This window comes from Virgibacillus sp. JSM 102003 (assembly GCF_041949995.1).
Lineage (GTDB): Bacteria > Bacillota > Bacilli > Bacillales > Amphibacillaceae > Lentibacillus.
Genome location: NZ_JBHFQH010000018.1, coordinates 1 through 20,368, shown reverse-complemented (window position 1 = coordinate 20,368; position 20,368 = coordinate 1). Strand labels below are relative to the sequence as shown.

Annotated in this window: 19 protein-coding genes; 6 read left to right on the top strand and 13 right to left on the bottom strand. The window is 40.4% G+C overall.

The window, feature by feature from the left end:
• Positions 1-34: 34 nt before the first annotated feature.
• Positions 35-1,087 carry a Delta(5) desaturase DesA gene (desA, locus tag ACE1TG_RS17210; RefSeq protein ID WP_375053644.1) on the bottom strand — a complete coding sequence of 351 codons (1,053 nt, stop codon included), beginning with the start codon at positions 1,085-1,087 and terminating at the stop codon, positions 35-37.
• 214 nt (positions 1,088-1,301) lie between these two features.
• Here desA and ACE1TG_RS17205 point away from each other — a divergent pair, with 214 nt between their 5' ends.
• Positions 1,302-1,703: a hypothetical protein gene (locus ACE1TG_RS17205; RefSeq protein WP_375053643.1), complete on the top strand. Its 402-nt coding sequence runs from the start codon at positions 1,302-1,304 to the stop codon at positions 1,701-1,703.
• A 110-nt stretch (positions 1,704-1,813) separates the two neighbouring features.
• Here the strand turns inward: ACE1TG_RS17205 and ACE1TG_RS17200 are convergent, their stop codons facing one another.
• From ACE1TG_RS17200 to ACE1TG_RS17155, 10 genes are all read right to left on the bottom strand, one after another.
• Positions 1,814-2,233 carry a prolipoprotein diacylglyceryl transferase gene (locus ACE1TG_RS17200; RefSeq protein ID WP_375053642.1) on the bottom strand — a complete coding sequence of 140 codons (420 nt, stop codon included), beginning with the start codon at positions 2,231-2,233 and terminating at the stop codon, positions 1,814-1,816.
• 6 nt (positions 2,234-2,239) lie between these two features.
• Positions 2,240-3,130, bottom strand: a complete 891-nt coding sequence (locus ACE1TG_RS17195) for a type II secretion system F family protein (RefSeq protein ID WP_375053641.1) — start codon at positions 3,128-3,130, stop codon at positions 2,240-2,242.
• A 45-nt stretch (positions 3,131-3,175) separates the two neighbouring features.
• Positions 3,176-4,135 (bottom strand): type II secretion system F family protein, encoded by a 960-nt coding sequence (locus ACE1TG_RS17190; protein ID WP_375053640.1) that lies wholly within the window; start codon positions 4,133-4,135, stop codon positions 3,176-3,178.
• Entirely contained in the window at positions 4,135-5,463 is a 1,329-nt protein-coding gene (locus ACE1TG_RS17185; protein ID WP_375053639.1) for a TadA family conjugal transfer-associated ATPase, read from the bottom strand. The genes ACE1TG_RS17190 and ACE1TG_RS17185 overlap by 1 nt, the downstream gene beginning before the upstream one ends.
• Positions 5,463-6,644, bottom strand: coding sequence for a CpaE/TadZ family protein (locus ACE1TG_RS17180; protein WP_375053638.1), 1,182 nt, complete (start codon positions 6,642-6,644; stop codon positions 5,463-5,465). Before ACE1TG_RS17180 ends, ACE1TG_RS17185 begins: the two co-directional genes overlap by 1 nt.
• Positions 6,644-7,267 (bottom strand): Flp pilus assembly protein CpaB, encoded by a 624-nt coding sequence (gene cpaB / locus ACE1TG_RS17175; RefSeq protein WP_375053637.1) that lies wholly within the window; start codon positions 7,265-7,267, stop codon positions 6,644-6,646. The genes ACE1TG_RS17180 and cpaB overlap by 1 nt, the downstream gene beginning before the upstream one ends.
• Before the next feature lie 27 nt (positions 7,268-7,294).
• The gene (locus tag ACE1TG_RS17170; protein ID WP_375053636.1) at positions 7,295-8,245 is read right to left on the bottom strand and encodes a pilus assembly protein TadG-related protein; all 951 of its coding nucleotides are present in this window, start codon (positions 8,243-8,245) and stop codon (positions 7,295-7,297) included.
• The gene (locus ACE1TG_RS17165) at positions 8,245-8,625 is read right to left on the bottom strand and encodes a TadE/TadG family type IV pilus assembly protein (protein WP_375053635.1); all 381 of its coding nucleotides are present in this window, start codon (positions 8,623-8,625) and stop codon (positions 8,245-8,247) included. Before ACE1TG_RS17165 ends, ACE1TG_RS17170 begins: the two co-directional genes overlap by 1 nt.
• Positions 8,622-9,131, bottom strand: coding sequence for an A24 family peptidase (locus ACE1TG_RS17160; protein WP_375053634.1), 510 nt, complete (start codon positions 9,129-9,131; stop codon positions 8,622-8,624). The genes ACE1TG_RS17165 and ACE1TG_RS17160 overlap by 4 nt, the downstream gene beginning before the upstream one ends.
• Before the next feature lie 65 nt (positions 9,132-9,196).
• Positions 9,197-9,367 carry a Flp family type IVb pilin gene (locus ACE1TG_RS17155; RefSeq protein ID WP_375053633.1) on the bottom strand — a complete coding sequence of 57 codons (171 nt, stop codon included), beginning with the start codon at positions 9,365-9,367 and terminating at the stop codon, positions 9,197-9,199.
• Positions 9,368-9,580: 213 nt separating this feature from the next.
• On the opposite strand from ACE1TG_RS17155, the gene ACE1TG_RS17150 reads away from it, so the two are divergent.
• From ACE1TG_RS17150 to ACE1TG_RS17140, 3 genes are all read left to right on the top strand, one after another.
• Positions 9,581-9,907 (top strand): DUF192 domain-containing protein, encoded by a 327-nt coding sequence (locus tag ACE1TG_RS17150; protein ID WP_375053632.1) that lies wholly within the window; start codon positions 9,581-9,583, stop codon positions 9,905-9,907.
• 135 nt (positions 9,908-10,042) lie between these two features.
• On the top strand, positions 10,043-11,620 hold the full coding sequence (locus ACE1TG_RS17145) for a cation:proton antiporter (protein WP_375053631.1): 1,578 nt from the start codon (positions 10,043-10,045) through the stop codon (positions 11,618-11,620).
• A gap of 576 nt (positions 11,621-12,196) precedes the next feature.
• On the top strand, positions 12,197-12,787 hold the full coding sequence (locus ACE1TG_RS17140) for a lysoplasmalogenase (protein WP_375053630.1): 591 nt from the start codon (positions 12,197-12,199) through the stop codon (positions 12,785-12,787).
• Between the two features lie 39 nt (positions 12,788-12,826).
• Here the strand turns inward: ACE1TG_RS17140 and ACE1TG_RS17135 are convergent, their stop codons facing one another.
• Positions 12,827-14,482 (bottom strand): FAD-binding dehydrogenase, encoded by a 1,656-nt coding sequence (locus tag ACE1TG_RS17135; protein ID WP_375053629.1) that lies wholly within the window; start codon positions 14,480-14,482, stop codon positions 12,827-12,829.
• 306 nt (positions 14,483-14,788) lie between these two features.
• Between ACE1TG_RS17135 and ACE1TG_RS17130 the strand changes: the two genes are divergently transcribed.
• Complete coding sequence (locus tag ACE1TG_RS17130) at positions 14,789-17,176, top strand: immune inhibitor A domain-containing protein (RefSeq protein WP_375053628.1); 2,388 nt, start codon at positions 14,789-14,791, stop codon at positions 17,174-17,176.
• Positions 17,177-17,815: 639 nt separating this feature from the next.
• On the top strand, positions 17,816-20,191 hold the full coding sequence (locus tag ACE1TG_RS17125) for an immune inhibitor A domain-containing protein (RefSeq protein ID WP_375053627.1): 2,376 nt from the start codon (positions 17,816-17,818) through the stop codon (positions 20,189-20,191).
• On the opposite strand, the gene ACE1TG_RS17120 is transcribed toward ACE1TG_RS17125, so the two are convergent.
• A partial coding sequence (locus ACE1TG_RS17120) for a hypothetical protein (protein ID WP_375053626.1) occupies positions 20,184-20,368 on the bottom strand: 185 nt, incomplete at its 5' end. The genes ACE1TG_RS17125 and ACE1TG_RS17120 overlap by 8 nt on opposite strands.

The window sequence follows — 20,368 nt, the reverse complement described above, 5'->3', positions numbered from 1 at the left end:
AATAAACTATTGAAGGGCCATATTGTCTAAATTATTATTTTTCCTGGAAACTTGATCTTCCAGGGGGCATTTGTATACCTAATTTTCTTTTTCGCAAGAGTTCTTTAACTTCCTTAAAGCTAACGAATCGCTTATTATCTTCATCATAAAGTCTAAAGCGAATTGATTCCAGACTTGAAGCAAGCGTTATTGTAGTTGCCTGTTGTAATGGCGGTGTCGACTCATGTGCTTTTTCCAAGTTGTAGTTAGGAACTCTTGGACTTAGATGATGCACATGATGGAATCCAATACTTCCTGTCATCCATTCCATTACTTTCGGAAGCTTGTAATAAGAACTTCCATCTACAGCAGCCTTAACGAAATCCCACTCATCTTCGTTTTCAAAATAGGAATCCTCAAACTGGTGCTGTACGTAAAACAGCCAAATACCTGACGCGCCTGCAATGAACAGGATTGGAGCCTGAATAATTACAAATGCCTGCCAGCCGATTGCCCAAATCAATAATGCATAAATAGCAGCAACAGATCCATTGATCAGGTAAGTATTCATGCGTTCTTTGCGTTTCGCGCCTTTTCGATTAAAGCGGTTTGATACTAAGAAAAGATAGATTGGACCTAAGCCAAACATAACGATTGGATTGCGGTAAAGACGATAAGCCATTCTACCCCAAAAAGAGGCTTTAACATACTCATCGACAGTCATCACCCAAACATCACCAGTTCCCCGCTTGTCCAGGTTACTGCTTGTCGCATGGTGTATCGCATGATCCCGTTTCCACTTATCAAAAGCAAACAGCGTTATAACACCGGTAATTGTACCGACAATCCGGTTTGCTTTACTACTTTTAAAGAATGACCCGTGTGTGCAATCATGGAAAATAATAAAGGTCCGAATTACAAATCCCGCTGCAACTACCGTTAAAGCAAGAGTTAACCATATAGAAATCGCCAAGCTTTGATATGCAAGAAACCAAGTCAGGAAAAACGGTATTAATGTATTAATTAGTTGCATAATGCTCGCTTTCTTATCTGAACCAGCAAAAGGTGTAACACTTTTTCGTAATTGTGCTTGTTTTTGTTTACTCATATTGCTTCCTCCTAGGGTAGGATTATCTATATTTATTTGCTATTTTCGATATTCTTACCCACTATATTAAAGAAATTATACAAGCTATTATAGTCATAAACGTCAAATATAACATGTGACATATGTCATTTATTTACGTTTGCCAGGCAAGGTCATAATTGGCTGTCGGAATACATAAATATAAATAATTCAATACAAATGGGGGACGAGTATTGTGAAAGAACCTACTGAAGGATCACTGTTAACTACTGATATGTTAAAACGGTATTTTGAACTGAACAACCAAAAGAAAAAAATTGATAATGAATTAAAACTTCTAAAGAATAACCTCCATGAAATACTCGATAAATCAATAGGTAAAGAGCAAAAAGGCGAACTGCAGCGCGGAGAATACAAAATCCAACGACAGATACGCTCATCAATAAGTTATATCGATGAAAAAACAGTTGCGAAACTGGAAGAACTGAACTTAAACGATTGTATCGTACATGTGAAACGTCCTGATACGAACAAATTGGAAGCTGCCATTAAATTAGGCTTAGTTGAAGAAAGTGAATTTGAAGGATGTAAAAAAACAAAAGTAACACAGGCTTTAGTTGTTAAGGAAATACTATAAGGATTGTCTAAAAATGACAACTAAATTGAACAGCCCGAAGCTAATTTATAAAAGAAGTTAGGTTGTAGAATTTTAATTGGATGGGGAATGGTTCACATCACAAGAAAGTCTCACAATTTCCCATCCAACCAACGATCTGTTGATTCAGCGTGCTCTTCTGTTGATTCCGCGTGTCCTTCTGTTGATTCCGCATGTCCTTCTGGCGATTCCGCGTGTTCTTCTGTCGATTCAGCGTGCCCTTCTCGCGATTCAGCATGTCCTTCTGTTGATTCAGCGTTCCCTTCTGGCGATTCCGCGTGTTCTTCTGTCGATTCAGCATGCCCTTCTCGCGATTCAGCGTGTCCTTCTGTTGATTCCTCGTGTCCTTCTGTTGATTCCTCGTGTCCTTCTGTTGATTCCCCGTGCTCTTCTGTTGATTCCGCGCACTCTTCTGGCGATTCCGCATGTCCTTCTGTTGATTCCACGTGCGCTTCTGTTGATTCCGCATGCTCTTCTGGCGATTCCTCGTACTCTTCTGTCAAATTCCGCATGATATCCTACAGCATATCTAACATATAAATAATTAACGGACCTAACAATACAATAAACATCGCCGGAAAGATAAACAGCATCATTGGGAAAACCATTTTAATGGGGGCTTTCATTGCCTGTTCACGTGCTAATTGAGTCCGCTGTTCCCGGATTCTTTCTGTTAAAGATCGAATAACTTTTGCCATTCCTATCCCAAGCATATCGGCTTGAATTAGTGATGTGATGATGCTCTGGAACTGGTGAACAGGTACACGCTTTCTTAAATCAGCGAATGCCTCCCGCCTTGACTTTCCGAGTTTCATATCGTCTAACGCTTGCATAAATTCTTCTGAAAGAGGTCCCTTTGTTTGTTTGCAGACCTTTAACAAAGACGCATCCAGACCCATACCCGCCTCAATTGAAAGATTTACCATATCAAAAAAGTCCGGCATCTTTTTCTGGATCTCCAGCCGTCGTTTTTTAGTAATCTTACTTATATAAAAGGAAGGATAGTACATACCAAGAAGTGCAACAATTCCTGCCAGTACCATAACGGAGAAAAAACTTGTATCTGTTTTCCCCAGCAATAGACAGATGAAAAAAATCAGAAATGCGCCGATAAGAAACTGCAGGAACCGAAAATCAATCGATGAAAGCTTAAGCGGATAACCCGCCTCACGTAAACGTTGCTCCAATTCCCTCTTCCTCGTCTTGGATGTTCTTTCATCAATTACTGACTTAGCTCTGTCTGTATACTTTTTCATAATAACCATGGTTTTCCCACGGTCACGATTCTTTTTCACCTTTTTCTCATGCTTTATTTTAGCTTTGTCTATGTCAAAGTAATATTCGGTTCGGCTGTTGATGACAATTTGTTTCTCAAACAGCTTCGTTAAAACCGCCCCAATTATAATCATGAAAAAAAGCGCGGAAAACAGGAAAAAATATAGAGATATCATATGTTACACCTCAATGTGTACGATTTTTTTAATGAAAAGCCATCCTAGTATGATGTTAATACTCCCGACAATGACCATTGTCCAACCTAATGGATGCGAGAATAACATTTGAAAATATTCCGGGTTCACGAGCCTAATATAAATCGCTAAGGCTATTGGTAAAAGGGTGATGATAACTGACGACATCTTCCCTTGAGCCGTTAACGTTTTCACTTCATCTTTCACTCTTGATCTATCGATAATCGTCTCCTGCATTGTTTCCAATAGAAATGCCAGATTCCCACCACTTGATCGTTGAATGAGCAATGTATTTAGGACAATTTCAAGCTCTTTATCAGGTAGGCGGTCCAATAAACTTTTAAAAGCATCCTCCACTGATACCCCGTAATTAATATCCTGGATCGCCTTTAAAAATTCAGGCCCTAATGGATCATCGATTTCTTCAGCGACCATTTTCATTGCCTGCATAAAGCTGAATCCAGCCCTTAGTGCATTCGCCATCGTGCCAAGTGCTTCCCCAAGCTGTACCGAACAAGCTGCTAATCGTTTTTTCCTCTTTTTCTTTACGTACATAATAGGAATGTGAAATCCAACTGCACCACACACCATAAGCAACAAAAAGTGAAAGTCATATATATATCCGACCATTACTAAAATAAGCCCAACCATGACACGACCAATGAATAATTCTCCAAGTGATAGTTTTACTCCAGACTGTGTTAGCAGTTTTTCATTTTTGGATAGATTAATAAAAGCTTCTAATGATTTCCCAGCTTTTTTTATAATGGACTCCTTTTCTTTCTGATTAACATCCTTGTTCTTTTTAATAGTTTCGAAAAAAACATATTTTCTTAAACGTTTTTCGTATTTGCCCTTTTCAATAATTAGTAAAAGAATGATCCTCGAAAGAACCGTAACTATTACAAACACGGCTGCAAGAATATAAACGAGAGCGGTGGACATTACCATTCCTCCTTGAACATTGATTGTAAATTATATCCCGCTTCTTCAAGTTTCTCTATACAATGCGGGCGAATTCCTGTCGATTTAAATTCTCCTTCCATCTTTCCGGAGGTTATATTTTTGCGCTCATTGTAGACGAAGATATCCTGAAGGACGACTGTATCGCCTTCCAACCCTAGAACCTCTGTAATTTTAACAACCTTTCGCGAGCCATCCTTCATCCGCTCCTGATGGACAATAATATCGAGTGCACTTGTAACTTGTTCGCGAATCGCTCTAACTGGCAAGTCAAACCCGGCCATCAACACCATTGTTTCAAGTCTAGCAAGCAAATCTCTTGGTGAATTGGCGTGGCCAGTACCTAAACTCCCGTCATGACCAGTATTCATTGCCTGAAGCATATCAAGCGCTTCAGCACTTCGAACCTCACCAACAATAATCCGGTCTGGCCGCATTCGCAGGGAATTTCGCACAAGGTCACGAATGGTAACTTCACCTTGCCCCTCTACATTCCTGGGGCGAGATTCCAGCGAAACAATATGACCCTGGGACAGCTTGAGCTCAGCAGCATCCTCAATTGTCACAATTCGTTCATGCCTTGGAATAAACGACGATACCACATTTAATGTACTTGTTTTACCTGAACCAGTACCTCCACTAATAAAAACATTAAGCTTAGATTCTACTGCCGCTTTTAAAAAATCAGCTATATCTTGGTTAAGAGTACCCATTCGTAACAAGTCATATATCGTAAACGGGGTCTCCGAAAATTTACGGATCGTAATCGTTGGACCATTTAATGAAAGTGGCGGTATAATCGCATTAACACGCGACCCATCAGGTAATCTTGCATCAACCATAGGAGAGCTTTCGTCAATTCTTCTCCCCAGTGGTGCTACAATTTTTTCAATGACACGCAATACATGAAAATCATCGCGAAAATAGGTTGTCGTCTTTTCAATACGACCATTTAATTCGATATAAACATCATTTGGACCATTGACCATGACTTCGGTTACATTTGGATCGGCGAGCAGCGGTGAAATCGGTCCATAGCCTGTTAATTCATGGGTCATGTCTTTAATCATTTGTTTCTTTTCTTCGAATGTTAGTGTTTTTCCTTCTTCATCAAAAAAATGCTCCGTAAGCTGTTCAATTAATACATCAATTTCTCTTCCTTGGTTTGTGGGCTTTTTTAATTCATCAACAAGGAAATTATGAAGACGGACCTCAATGTCTGATGATTTTTTAATCGTACTTGATGGTTTTATTAACTTATCTATTTTTTCTAACGGCTGTTCTCCATTCAAACGTGTTAATAAGGACATTACAAATGCCCCCCTGCTGATACTTCCATACGTTTAGCTTTTTTCTTCTTCTTAGAAAATCGACTCTCCGGATTATACAAGGCTTCCGCCATCTGAAATACACGCTTAGCTACTTGCGATCTTGGATTTGTATAATTTAAAGGATTGCCCTCATTTACCGCGGTTACCATTGCCTTATCCATTGCAGGAAGCGCAGAGAACACTTTCCTTCCAAGCACTTTCTCCAACGTATCAACTGTTATTCCTTTTACTTTCATTTGCCTATTCGAAATAACTTTAGCCCGATCGCCTATCTGTAAGGAACCCAATGTATCGAGCAGCATCTTACTATTCTTTAACGTTGGTAAATCAAGATACGTCATTACCAAAATATCGTCAGAATTCTCCAGCGCAACAATAACATTCTCGTCCATACTGCACGCTGTATCGATTATTACCACGTCATAAAGTTTTTTTAGCGAATGAATTGCCTTTTGCACATAGTCACCAGTGATAACCTCGGCAAATTCAGGCCTTGGCGGAGCCGCCATTATTGAAATACCGTTTTTATACTCTGTCATAAAGTTTTCAATTTGCGTTCCCTCCCGATCCTCTTTCACCCAGTCATATATCGTACGTTTAGGCTTCACATCCATAAACATCGCAACGTCACCAAACTGCAGATCTAAGTCAATCACAGCTACTTTTGCTATTTTTTTGCCATAGGATGCTGCAAGATTAACTGCTACCGTCGTCTTACCAACGCCACCCTTAGTACTGGCAACCGTTATTACCTTGGCATTTTTGACTGGCTTTGACTTTGCCTGAAAGTACGACTTGCTCTCACTATTTGAAATCGCCACCTGGATATCTTCTCTTATTTTAGGTAAGGAAGAGGAGAGGAAAATAACATCTGCAGCACCTGCCCGTAATGCCCTTTTCATATCCAGTTCTTCCTCAGTTTGAAAAATTAGCAAAGGGGTTGTGAGCGGAAACTGCATAGATATCTTTTCACATAAGCGATACACATCATAAGCAGCAGTATTTGGCAAAATTACGACACTTTTTTCCTCGGATTGTAATTGTTCATATAACTTTGTCTCATTAGTAACCCAATACAACTTATTTTCAGTTTCGTTTATTAGCCTGGTCAATCCTGATGTTAATTCATCATTTCCGGCAATCGAAAAAATTTTAGCCATTATTTAAACACCCCTTCATGTAAGTCATCCTCATGGATATGGGTATCCTTCGGAGCTAACTTATTATCGCCCTCTTGTCTCAGCATTAGATACAGCTCATACCTTGTGGCGAAACCTAGCGCCAGACCCTGTTTTGGTGATACTTCAACCGTCACCATCTGATAACGTTTCATCGTCTCTTCATCATCTGCAGCATGCCCGATTGCCAGCACTTTTACATTTTCTAAAAGAAGCGTTGCGGAGTCATGCTGTGTATCCCTATGCTCCTCAGGCACAGTCATAACCCCTACTACGTCAACATACGATCCAGCTTCAATAAAACCCGCCACCCCAGTGACGTCAGATACTTTCATTGTCATTGCACGATTGCCTTTCTTATATGGAAGCATATTATTACCCGTAAATTCGTCCGTTTCTTCAGCCTGTGATTCTTTCTCACCATCAGAGGCTTTAGCTTTCTTTGCCTCATCTTCTTTGACTTCTTCATCTTTTTTCTCATCTTCTGCCGCAGGACTTGCCGATTCAACTGTCTGATTTGTGCTTTCCGTAACCAAAAAATACATCATCCCAGCAGCAATTAATCCAAACACCATTGCAACTAGCCATATTTTTTTTGAATTCATATACTCACCTGCTCACTTAAAATTTTGTTATTCTACTAGCTTTACTCCGGAGATGCCGTAGTCCTCACCTTCATCACTGAATTCGCCAGACCTTACGTAATCGATGAAACGTCCATTTAGTTCAAATTGATCTACTGATTCAATCCAAAACGCAGCAAACCCAACAATCTTTACTTCTGATGAACCTGATTCCGTATACTCCTCTACTATTGGAACTGTTACGACACGACTGCATGTATTATCAGCTGTTTCATATGATTGACAATGGTCTCTATCTGCATCCTGTTCAATTAGCGTTTCAAAGGCATTATTTACCGGACCTACCATTGCTCCTGTTTCGGTTTCCACATATTCGTAGCTTTCAGGATCATCTGGATCATAAACTTCAAAATCAGCACCATTTATAATCGCATCTGCGAGTGCCTGTGCCCCGTTTCCGTCTATCCCAAGAAAACCAAAGTTCCCACCAACAGACGAATTATTACCATTTCCAGGCTGAAAATTCATAACATATGATGAACCATCTGCAAACTCCCATTCGTCTCCAAGTTCTACCCCAACAGGTGTTATTCCATCACCACCTATTAACGTATTCATTATTTCCGCTCGAGCTTTGGCAGCTACATCTGCCTGGTCGAAGCCTAGTACTCTAGCAAATGTTAAATCATTGTTAACCGTCTTATGTATTTCAATATAGTTCTCACCGGTTGATACTTCACTTTCAGTAACGGTGAATCCATTATCTGCTGCAATGTCTATTGCTACTGCTTGGGCATTAGCCTGTGATGTGGTTAAAACCTGTGCACCACCAAGTACTGCAGCATCCAAGGATTTTTGCAGACGACTTTTCTCAAGGTACAAGCCCCCAGCGTCCACGACAATTGCGCTAAATCCTATTAGGACAAACATTAAGAATGCAACCAAAATCATCGCTATTCCTCTTTGTTCTTTGAAAAGTATTTTAAATTTTTGCATCATTATTCCACCCTCATTACTGTTGTGTCTTTTAAATCAAACTCTTCAATAATTTGACCGATAACTGGCGTCAAAAAATCAACTGGATATGTAAGTGTAATTGTCACTTCACTTCCACTTGTTCGGTTTGCTTCGCCTCCTGGAGTAATTGTTATCCCTAAATTGTCTTCGTCAAGGCTACTAGTTGCATCGGTAATTTTTGCTCTGATAACACTGTCTGAAGAACCGATTGTTGCAGTTCGTGCAGCCTCTCTCCCTGCATGATCAAGTGTTAAATAGGCATGAAATATCCTCCCGAAGTCAGTTATCCCAAACACCAGGAGCAACAAGATTGGTAGTATTAATGCTGTTTCTACTAATGATTGACCTTTTTGTGATTTCATAGATAACTCTCCATTATAAATGTCATAAGTGCGCCCAATGCGATTGGAATTGCGTATGGGATCGATACATTGTTTTCTGTATCATTGGAAATTTCCAGTGACCCTTTCGTGCTTTTTAAAAATAATAGCGAGAAAAGCATGTTCTTCATTGTAAATACGAACTGCTTTCGTTTGATTAAAATAAATAAAGCAATGAGTCCTCCAAAAATTCCAGCGTATATTCCGGTATAAAGAACAAATAATGTACCTTTCCATGCACCAATAGCAGCAAGCAGCTTAACATCACCAGCACCAATGCCTCCCATAATAAATGGAATGAGTAATAACCCGACTCCCACTAAAAATCCTTGACCGCTGAAAAGAAGTCCTTCTAAGCCAGATGTAATGAGGTGAAAAATAAGCGCAAGGATAATGGCTGGCATCGTTACTATATTAAGAATTTTCCTGCTGCGAAGATCTGTTATGGTGGAGATGATTAGGATGAGGATGATTGCTAGATTTGTCATTTTTGGTTCTCCTTTCTAGAATAAAATATAGCCCTGATAAAGCTGGGCTATATTTTTCCATCTAATTAAAGTGCAGCCTTAAGTTCATCCTTTACTTGTTCAAATACATTTACTAATGTACTACCAAAAAAACCTAACATGGCAACTACTGCTAGTGCTACCAGTCCTATTAATAATCCATACTCCGTTAATGCTTGCCCTTCTTCTTCCTTGAAAAGTCTGATAAAATGATTCATATAAAATTCCTCCTAAGTATTTTTGTTCTCTTTAAAGAACTTAAATGAATTATATACAGAACGTTTTTATTTGCAAACCTTCAAATTAGTTCATTTGAACTATATAAAGGACGATTTGCTTTGTTTTTCGTTCTTTATCTCGTTTATTCTTACATTTTTGTTTTTTATTAAGAACATTAAATTCATTATAATGAACAAAAGAAGATAAGAGGAGTGGAAGCTTTGGAAATTAGTTTACCCTTTGAGATAAAGATAGCTGACCGTTTCTGGCCAAGAATAAAGGGTCTGCTCTTTTACAAGCAGCCTTTTACGAATAAAGGTCTTTTAATTACACGGTGCAACTCAGTTCACATGTTTTTCATGCGGTTTCCGATCGATGTGGTATTTCTAGATCATTCAAACAAAGTAGTGAGAGCAATCCCGAATTTAAAACCATGGAAAGTAGTCCCGCCAATATCTAATGCTCATTCAGCCCTTGAGCTGCCTACTGGCACGATAGTGAAGAATCATATTACAGAAGGGGATACCATAAAATTGTAACCACACTATCCTGAAGTCGGCTTCCCACAGTCGGCTCTTTTTTATGCCTTTTTCCAATCATCTCATGGTAATTTTCATGATTTTGGTAAAAATGAATGATATGAAAAAAGTGTTCGATGAAGGAGGAACAGCATAGTGGAGGAATTGGATTTACATCATATATTTTCGCTTGCTCTTATACTGGTCATGATTGCAGCGGGTATTACCGCTATTGCCATGAAGTTTAATAAACCATATCCGATTGCACTTGTTATTGTCGGTGCAATTATCGGTTTGATAAATATCCCTGTCCTTGAGCCTTTGAAGGGATTTATAACGGAAGGTGAGGTTTTTAATTTTGCCGTTATTACGCTGTTCTTACCTGCTTTACTGGGAGAAGCAGCATTAAAGATTCCGTTTTCCCATCTATACGATAATAAAAGACCGATTATTATGCTCGCATTTGGCGGTACTTTTTTATCTTATATTGTGATCGGCTTCTCTTCCATGTGGCTGCTGCAGTTTTCCATCCCTGCTGCCTTCGTGTTTGCAGCTGTTATGAGTGCTACGGACCCCGTCAGTGTCTTGTCGATATTCAAAAACCTCGGTGTTAATAAACGGCTTTCTACTATTATTGAAGGAGAAAGCTTATTTAATGATGGTCTAGCTGTTGTGCTATTTAACATTTCCGCTTTTTCGCTAATAACCTACGCTGGAATGGGTATTGAAGGTGCCGGTTTAGGTGCTTGGGAATTTGTAAAAGTTGTTGCACTTGGCGTACTCATTGGTGGAGCATCAGGCTACATTGTATCAAGGATTACGAGGTATTTTGACGATTATCCATTGGAAATCATTTTCAGTATTGTTCTCTTTTACGGAGTCTTTTTACTGGCGGAGACCATTCATGCATCAGGAGTAATTGCTGTTGTTGTTGCTGCACTCATCCTAGGAAATTACGGAGCAAAAATAGGGATGAGCCCTACAACAAAATTGAATATCAGCAACTTCTGGGATGTTGTAACATTGCTTGCTAACTCACTTGTATTCTTAATGGTTGGACTCGAAATCACCAGAATTGATGTAACAGATATGTGGGGACTAATCTTCCTCGCTATTATAATTGTTCTAGTTGGAAGAACCGTCGCTGTTTATATAGGCTTATTTTTCACAAAAACTGTGCCTCTATCCTGGAAACACACACTGACTTGGGGAGGATTAAAAGGTTCCTTATCAATTGCGCTTGTACTCAGCCTACCAAGAGACTTTGAAGGGCGTGAGGAAATTTTAATATTAGCGTTTAGTGTGGTGTTATTTTCACTAGTCCTTCAGGGGCTTACGATACAGCCACTTTTAACATGGCTGGACGTTGACAAAAAAGATGATGGCTACGATGAGTATGAAGAATTACTGGCACAGGCTTACCGGTATGAAAAAGGAATCGAGGAAGTTAAAAGAGTTAAAAAGAACCTGCGGATAACGGATACCGTAACAGATGAAATTATCAATGAGTACCGGGAAAAGCTTGATTCTGTACAAAGCAAAATTGAACAACTGATCCAGAATCACCCTGAGTTGCGAGAGAAACAGATCAATACACTGGAACGCCATTCCTTATACGCACAGCACGAAGCTGTGGAACGGCTGGCAAAAGAAGATATCATTTCCCCTGAGGTTGCTGATCAAGTAGTTGAGCAAATTATGAATCAACTGGCAGAATTGGAAAGTGAACACTAATAGCGCATTTGTGAGGAGTACAATCAATAACGGAATAAGAATCCAGCAAATCTCCGGGGCGGATCCTCATTCCGTTATTTGAAGGAAAAGCCCTCCAAAAGAGGCTTTGATGAATCCTCGTTCCGTTATTTACTCAAAAACAATGAAATATAAGGGGCTAATGTACAAATAGCGGAATGACGATTACATAACGTGCTCCAAACAGCCGATTTGCAGGAAATAGCGGAATGAGGATCCGGCAAATCTCCGGTGCGGATCCTCGTTCCGTTATTTACTCAAAAACAATGGAATATGAGGGGCTAAAGTACAAATAGCGGAACGACGATTACATAACGTGCTCCAAACAGCCGATTTGCAGGAAATAGCGGAATGAGGATCCGGCAAATCAGCAAAACGGATTCCGATCCGCAATTCTATACGATTAGGGTATCTAGATCAACAATAAAGTGGTATTTTGCTTTATAGCTTTTATCAGGAAAAAGAGGAGTATTCAAAGGTAATAAAGAATAATATATAGAGTTACCATATAAGGATGTGAGTTTATTTATGAAAAGCTTGCCTGTACTCATCCTATTAATGAGTGTACTCTATATATTTTTCATTTCTGATCAAATTGTCTTCAAGTTAATCCCAATGTGGCTGATTATTTGGTATGCTTATCTGCAATTCCCATCCAATAGATCAGTCACGCATTGGCTAGTTTTAATAGGTTTATTTTTCTGTATGCTTGGAGACGGATTGTTAGGGAAATGGTTTGTTATCGGACTGACTGCTTTTCTTATCGGTCACCTCTTTTATATGGCAGCTTTCTTCAGTTGCTGGAGGTTCTCTAAATTCAGGTTTGGAACAATTATACTGATAATTTTGTATGGCCTATTAATTGGCACAAAGTTAATGGACGGGCTTGTTACACAGGGGAACGACACCTTAATGGTACCTGTTCTGTGTTACTTGATTGTAATTTCGTTAATGGCTTGGTCTGCCATAATGACCAATAACAAATGGGCCATTACAGGCAGTATATTATTTGTTATATCTGACTCGACTCTTGCTTGGAACATGTTTATATCGGATATCACTTTTTCGGGATTGGTTATTATGACGACGTATTACGGAGCACAATTCCTGATTGCTCAAAGTATAGGCAGTCTAAAAACTGACTTATAGCGGACGTCCAGTAACAACGCCATATAAGTCAGCCCCTTTTTATTTCAATTCTTTTGCGATGGCACGGCCAGCCTCACGTCCAGTAAATAAACACCCTCCTAAGAACGTACCTTCAAGTGCACGATATCCATGTAGTCCGCCACCACCAAATCCAGCAACCTCGCCTGCAGCATATAGGCCGGGAATTGCTTGACCTGTTTCGCTCAAAACCTGGCCAGACAAATTAGTCTGCAGACCACCTAACGTTTTACGGCTGAGGATATTCAACCGAACAGCAATCAGTGGACCGCTTTTTTTATCCAACAACTTGTGTGGAGAAGCAACCCGGATTAATTTGTCTCCCAGGTATTTACGTGCCCCTCGAATAGCTGTTATCTGTAAATCCTTCGTGAATTTATTATTCATTTCACGGTCACGTGCTTCGACCTTCCGTTTAATTTCTTCGATATCCAAAAGCTTATCACCTGTCAGCTTATTCATGCCGACTACTAAATTATCGATAGTATCAGCAACAACGAAGTCCTCACCCTTGTCCATAAATGCCTTCACCGGAGAGGTTGGACCAGGTAACACCCTGCTTAATACTTTTTTAATACTTTTCCCCGTTAAATCAGGATTTTGTTCGGATCCAGATAGGGCGAATTCACTTTCAATTATTTTTTGTGTCAAAATAAACCAGGAATAGCTGTATCCTGTCTTTTGAATCGTGTCCAGGGTTCCAAGTGTATCAAATCCGGGAAAGTTTGGTGCTGGAAGTCTTTTGCCAGTTGCATCCAGCCATAGTGATGATGGCCCAGGCAGAATACGTATCCCGTGTTTGTTCCATACCGGATTCCAATTTTTTATCCCTTCCGTGTAGTGCCACATGCGATCACGGTTAACAACTCTACCACCGGCATCTTCTGTAATAGAAAGCATACGTCCATCTACATGTGCCGGTACACCGGAAATCATATTTTCAGGTGGGTTGCCTAATCGATCAGGCCAATTTTTCCGGACCAAATCAAAATTGGCACCTATTCCACCACTGGTCACCATCACAGCCTTGGCGTTATATTCAAAATCATCTATGACATCACGATTACTTTCCTCACCTCTCCCAGCCGAACTTGGAGCAAGAACAGACCCTCCTGCACCAATTACTAACCCATTACTTGTAACAAGACTATCCACTCGATGGCGTGGCATGTACGCTACCAGACCATTTTTCATGTGCTCGCGAACGCGTCTTTCAAAAGGAGCAACAATGCCAGGACCTGTTCCCCATACAATATGAAAGCGTGGCACCGAATTACCATGCCCTTCAGCATCATATCCACCACGTTCAGCCCAGCCAACTACCGGAAAGAACTTTACACCCATTTCACGAAGCCATGCACGTTTCTCGCCAGCAGCGAAATCCATGTAAGCTTCTGCCCACTTTCTGCCCCAATAGTCTTCATCATCTTCTCTATCAAACCCTGCAGTTCCAAGCCAGTCCTGCCAGGCAAGTTCTTTGGAATCTTTTACTCCCATTCGGCGCTGTTCTGGTGAATCTACTAAAAATAATCCGCCAAACGACCACCAGGCCTGCCCGCCAAATGAAGCTTCAGGTTCCTGATCTAGCAACAGCACTTTTTTGCCAGCGTCTGCTATCTCTGCCGTTGCTACTAAACCAGCGAGACCTGCTCCAACTACTATTACATCATATTCCACTACTATATCTTCCTCTCAACATCATATTATCTCTAAGATTATTTTAATTCTTTTGAAAAGTCAATGTTCTAAAGCGCGACTTTTAACCCATCGAAATAAGCGTAATTAATTCTTATTACCCATAGTTAATTTAGGCCTTATCACCCCTTATTTGTCATAATCTGTTTATAATATTTACAATATTCTATTATGAATATATTATTAAATTGGTGTTACAATTTTTTTACTATTTAAAAGATTTGGAGGGAGGTCTTGATTAATATATTCATAGAAAATTACTAATATACTTAGGAGGCAATTCATCATATGAAGAAGAAGGGACTAATTCTCTCAACAACATTAGCACTTTCACTAGGTTTTAGTGCCGTCAGTGCTGACACAATAGCTACAAACGAAACCGGATCTAATCTATCTACTAAAATTCAAGCACAACAAGGATCATCCTTTGATCCCGGGATGGCTAATGATGAGAAGTTAATCGAGATGCTGAAAGAAAATGGAACCATTGCTAAAGATGCATCAGCAGCGGAAGCTCAGAAGGCATTACAAAAATACTTAGAGAATAAAGCAAAAAGTGCTAATAACACGAAAGATGAACTACCAGCTGGTCTGGATGGCAAAGTGAAAGATTCAGAGAATAATAACAGCAATCCTCTTAAAAATGGAAAAGGCAACAAACTAGGACAAGCTAAACAGGGTGAAGTTGATTCTGTTAAAGAGGAAAGCTATAACGGGGAAGTTCGTAAAGACAAGGTTCTAGTACTTGCAATTGAATTTCCTGATTATAAAAAAAGCTCGATTACACCAGAGGAAACGGATATGTGGTATGAGAATTACCCAACCCAGCATTTCCAGGACATGATCTTTGGTGAAAACGGATATGAAGGCCCTAACGGGGAGAACTTCACTTCTATGAAACAGTATTATGAACAACAATCAGGCGGAAGCTACACTGTAGAAGGTAATGTAGCTGGCTGGTATACAGCTGAAAATCCTGCTGCCTACTATGGCGGAAACGTTCCTGCTCCTGATGGCAGTGATGCTCGTCCTCGTGAATTGGTTTATGAGGCGCTTACAAAAGCTGCTCAAGATGAAAGCATTGATTTAAGTGAATACGATGTTTGGGATCGCGCTGATTATGATGGTGATGGTGTAAAAGCCGAACCAGACGGAATTATTGACCATCTGATGGTTATCCATGCTGGTGTTGGTGAAGAAGCTGGTGGCGGTTCACTTGGTGGCGACGCAATCTGGTCTCACCGCTGGAACCTTGGGCAGTTAACTGCCATACCTGGTGCCTCATCTGATAGTGATCGTTTCGGCGGTCTATTAGGTGCTTATGATTATACAATCGAACCGGAAGATGGCGCTGCAGGGGTATTTGCCCACGAATATGGACATGACTTAGGTTTACCTGATGAGTATGACACTGTATACAGTGGAGCTGGGGAAGCTGTCGCATATTGGTCACTTATGGCAAGCGGCAGCTGGGCAGGAGATGTACCTGGAACAGAACCTCCCGGAATGAGCCCATTCGCGAAAGAAATGCTGCAAGCTAATCATGGTGGCAACTGGTTAAGCGGATCTACAATTCATTCGGATGAAGTCACATCAGACGGTACTACTGCCCTTCTAGATGAGGCGGTAACAAAAGGTACCAACAATGATGTGGTTCGTGTAGACCTGCCAAAAAAATTGAACGTATTGAATACACCTGCAGAAGGTGCGTTTGAATATTATGGTGGCAAAGGTAATGAAGTTGACCACAAGATGACAACAACAGTTGACTTAACAGGGGCAACAAATGCAACACTGGACTTCGACGCATGGTATAACATTGAGCAGGATTGGGATTATGCAATGGTTCAGGTTTCAACTGATGGCGGCGAAACATGGGAATCACTATCAAGTGAACGAACTAGTTCAACACTAGCTGAAGGTGGATACCCTGCAATTGAAGCAAACCTTCCTGGTTACACTGGTTCAAGTGACGGCTGGGTCCATGAAACAATCGATATAAGCCAGTATGCTGGACAGGAAATTCAGCTTCAATTCCGTTCCATGTCAGACTGGGCTACAAATCTTGATGGGTTCTTTGCTGACAATGTAACTGTTACAGCAGACGGAAGCGAGGTATTCTCTGACGGTGCTGAATCAGAACCTAAATTTGATTTAAACGGATTCGTTAAGCATGATGGCCAGTATAAAACAGATCATTATTACCTGCTTGAATGGAGATCACACAACGGTGTGGATGAAGGACTTGCACACATTCGACGCGGAGCTAGTTTAATGAGCTATGATCAAGGACTACTAGTATGGTATGTCGATGAATCATACGATAACAACTGGACTGGTGTTCACCCTGGTGATGGCTTCCTTGGTGTTGTTGATGCGGACCAGCATGCTACTTACTGGAGTGATGGGGCAGTTGGTGCTACCCGTTATCAATTAAACGATGCGGCATTCAGCCTTGATAAAAGCAGTAAAATGTTCTTAGACTACTCTGACCTATTAGGCGTTACGATGAAAGACAACTACACAAAACGCACACCATTATTCGATGACAGTGCAGACTGGAGCAATCCTGGTCTTGTAGACGCTGGACGTAATGTTCCGGAATACGGCTTGAAATTCCGTGTAACGGGTCAAAGCGATGATGGTACTGTAGGTAAAGTACTAATCTCTAAATAAACACTACTTAGTCCTACCTTTAGTCATACTAAAGGTAGGATTTTTTATGAAGTTAAGAAACCAGATTGCTGTCAAATGCGCAGCCACTATCAATTTTAAATTTTCATATAGCAAATTTGAGTTTCGCGGACACAAGGGACCTTATTTGTTAGAAATCTACGAAAGTGGTGGTCTTTGCGGACACCAAAGACCTTATATGGCACTAATGCCCTCAAACAATCATGATATATGTGAAATAAGGGCTTCTGTGTCCGAATAACTTCGAGAAGGTCACTTTCCTATTAAAATAGCGTCCCCTGTGTCCGCTAAAATCAAGTTAGAGAGGTTTTTCATACAAAAGCATAAATCCTTTCTTACTGCATAAGCGTAACAAAGGCTCGCCATCTATTCATAAAAAAATCTATTCAACCAGTTCCTACCTTGTCGATTTACAGTGCAATAAATCAAATCCTTGGGGTGAATCTTCATATATTATTACTTCTTTTGTCGTAACGTGTTTTTAATATTTACAATTTTCAATTACCACTATATCATTAAAATGTTCTAGGATTTTTTTACTATTTTTTACAGTAAGGGAGGGCTTCATTATAAGTCATAATAGATTAGCAGAGAATCAAAAAACTATTTAGGAGGCGTTTTATGGTTAGGAAAGGATTAATACTTACAACAACATTAGCACTATCGCTGGGTTTTGGAACAGTAAGTGCTGGAACAGTATCAACAGTAAATTATGGCTCTGATTTATCTGCGAAACTGACATCACAAGGATCAACTTTTGATGCAGGAATAGCTAATGATGAAAAATTAATAGAAATGCTTAAGAAGAACGGTACTCTTGCGAATGATGCTTCACCTGCAGAAGCGCAACAGGCTTTGAAAAAATATTTACAAGCGAAAGCTAACAGTGCCGGTAAAGCACAAAATAATCTTCCGAATAAAATTGATGCTAATATGAAGGACTCACAAAGCAAAAACAACAATTCGCTTACAAACGGGAAGGGAAATAAATTAGGACAAGCTAAGAAAAACAAAGTAGACTCAGTTGAGGAAGAAGGCTATAACGGTGAAGTTCGTGAGGATAAGGTTTTAGTACTTGCTATCGACTTCCCTGACTACGAGAAAAGCTCCATTACACCAGAGGAAACAGATATGTGGTATGAAAATTATCCAAATGAACATTTTCAAGACATGATCTTTGGTGAAAACGGATATGAAGGACCAAACGGGGAAAATCTAGTATCCATGAAACAATACTATGAAGCACAATCTGGTGGAAGTTACACCGTAGACGGTACGGTTGCAGGCTGGTATACAGCTGAACATCCAGCAGCCTACTATGGTAAAAATGTCCCGGCACCGGACGGTAATGATGCTGCCGCTGCCTCTCTAGTCTATGAGGCACTAGCTAAAGCTGGAGCAGACGACAGTATCGATTTAAGCGAATATGATGTTTGGGATCGTGATGATTATGATGGTGATGGTGTAAAAGCTGAGCCTGATGGAATCATTGACCACTTAATGGTCATCCATGCTGGTGTTGGTGAAGAAGCTGGTGGTGGTTCACTTGGTGGCGACGCAATCTGGTCACACCGTTCATCGCTTGGCTTAGTCGCAGTCCCTGGTGCATCATCTGACAGCGATCGATTTGGCGGCCTATTAGGTGCCGATGATTACACCATTGAACCAGAAGACGGAGCAGCTGGTGTTTTCGCTCATGAATACGGCCATGACTTAGGACTTCCTGATGAATATGACACCATTTACAGTGGTGCAGGTGAAGCTGTTTCTTACTGGTCACTTATGGCTGGTGGAAGCTGGGCAGGCGATATTCCTGGAACTGAACCTCCTGGAATCAGTCCATTTTCCAGACAAATGCTGCAAACCTTACATGGTGGCAATTGGTTAAGTGGAACAACACTTGACGAATCAGAAGTAACAAACGAAGGTACATCAGTCCTTCTTGATGAGGCAGTAACAAAAGGAACAAACAATGACGCAGTACGTGTTGATTTACCAGACAAATTAAATGAATTAAACACACCTAAAACTGGTGACTTTGAGTACTATGGTGGCCGAGGTGATGAAGTTGACTACAAAATGGTTAGAACTGTGGACTTAACTGGAGCAACAGATGCTACACTTGATTTTGATGCTTGGTATGATATAGAGACAGATTGGGATTATGCAATGGTTCAGGTTTCAACGGATGATGGCAATACATGGAGCTCACTATCAAGTGATCGCACAAGTTCTACACTAGCTGCAGGCGGATATCCAGCAATAGCAGAAAACTTGCCAGGTTACACTGGTTCAAGTGATGGATGGGTCCATGAATCAATTGACTTAAGCCAATATGCTGGTCAGGAAATTCAATTACAGTTCCGTTCTATGACTGACTGGGCTACTAACATGACTGGGTTCTTTACAGACAATGTAACGGTGACTGCAGATGGAAATGAAGTCTTCTTTGACGGTGCAGAAGCAGATCCTTCATTTACGTTAGACGGCTTTGAGAAGCATGATGGTACGTATACAACGAATCAATATTACTTGTTGGAGTGGAGATCACATAACGGGGTGGATGAAGGCCTTGCACACATTCGACGCGGAGCTAGTTTAATGAGCTTTGATCAAGGGTTAGTTGTATGGTATGTAGATGAGTCATACAACAATAACTGGACTGGCGCGCATCCTGGTGAAGGATTCCTAGGTGTAGTTGATGCGGATCAACACGCCTTGAGTTGGAGTGATAAAGCTATTGCCTCAACCCGTTATCAGGTTCATGATGCAGCATTCAGTTTAGACAAGACTGATAAGATGTTCCTTGACTATCCTGGGCAATTCACGCTAAAAGACAATTACACAAAACGCACACCATTATTCGATGACAGTGCAGACTGGAGCAATCCTGGTCTTGTAGATGCTGGACGTAATGTTCCGGAATTCGGATTGAAATTCCGTGTAACTGGTCAAAGTGATGATGGTACTGTTGGTAAAGTAATGATCTTTAAGTAACATATGTTAAGCCTGCCTTTTGAAAACGAAAGGCAGGCTTTTTATTTTTTGGCTCTAAAATATTTGTTGGGGTATTGGCAAAATTCCAACCAATAAAAAAAGCACGCAAGCTCCTTATTTGATAAACTTTGTTTATACCACTAAACAAAACAAAAAGGAGTTGCGTGTAATTGAATT

Excerpts from the sequence above, each read along its gene's own strand:
- ACE1TG_RS17180 (WP_375053638.1), bottom strand. The coding sequence starts at position 6,644 with ATGGCTAAAATTTTTTCGATTGCCGGAAATGATGAATTAACATCAGGA.
- ACE1TG_RS17160 (WP_375053634.1), bottom strand. The coding sequence starts at position 9,131 with ATGACAAATCTAGCAATCATCCTCATCCTAATCATCTCCACCATAACA.
- ACE1TG_RS17200 (WP_375053642.1), bottom strand. The coding sequence starts at position 2,233 with ATGCGGAATTTGACAGAAGAGTACGAGGAATCGCCAGAAGAGCATGCG.
- ACE1TG_RS17185 (WP_375053639.1), bottom strand. The coding sequence starts at position 5,463 with ATGTCCTTATTAACACGTTTGAATGGAGAACAGCCGTTAGAAAAAATA.
- ACE1TG_RS17195 (WP_375053641.1), bottom strand. The coding sequence starts at position 3,130 with ATGATTATAATTGGGGCGGTTTTAACGAAGCTGTTTGAGAAACAAATT.
- ACE1TG_RS17155 (WP_375053633.1), bottom strand. The coding sequence starts at position 9,367 with ATGAATCATTTTATCAGACTTTTCAAGGAAGAAGAAGGGCAAGCATTA.
- ACE1TG_RS17190 (WP_375053640.1), bottom strand. The coding sequence starts at position 4,135 with ATGTCCACCGCTCTCGTTTATATTCTTGCAGCCGTGTTTGTAATAGTT.
- desA (WP_375053644.1), bottom strand. The coding sequence starts at position 1,087 with ATGAGTAAACAAAAACAAGCACAATTACGAAAAAGTGTTACACCTTTT.
- ACE1TG_RS17125 (WP_375053627.1), top strand. The coding sequence starts at position 17,816 with ATGGTTAGGAAAGGATTAATACTTACAACAACATTAGCACTATCGCTG.
- ACE1TG_RS17170 (WP_375053636.1), bottom strand. The coding sequence starts at position 8,245 with ATGATGCAAAAATTTAAAATACTTTTCAAAGAACAAAGAGGAATAGCG.
- ACE1TG_RS17165 (WP_375053635.1), bottom strand. The coding sequence starts at position 8,625 with ATGAAATCACAAAAAGGTCAATCATTAGTAGAAACAGCATTAATACTA.
- ACE1TG_RS17140 (WP_375053630.1), top strand. The coding sequence starts at position 12,197 with ATGAGTGTACTCTATATATTTTTCATTTCTGATCAAATTGTCTTCAAG.
- ACE1TG_RS17130 (WP_375053628.1), top strand. The coding sequence starts at position 14,789 with ATGAAGAAGAAGGGACTAATTCTCTCAACAACATTAGCACTTTCACTA.
- cpaB (WP_375053637.1), bottom strand. The coding sequence starts at position 7,267 with ATGAATTCAAAAAAAATATGGCTAGTTGCAATGGTGTTTGGATTAATT.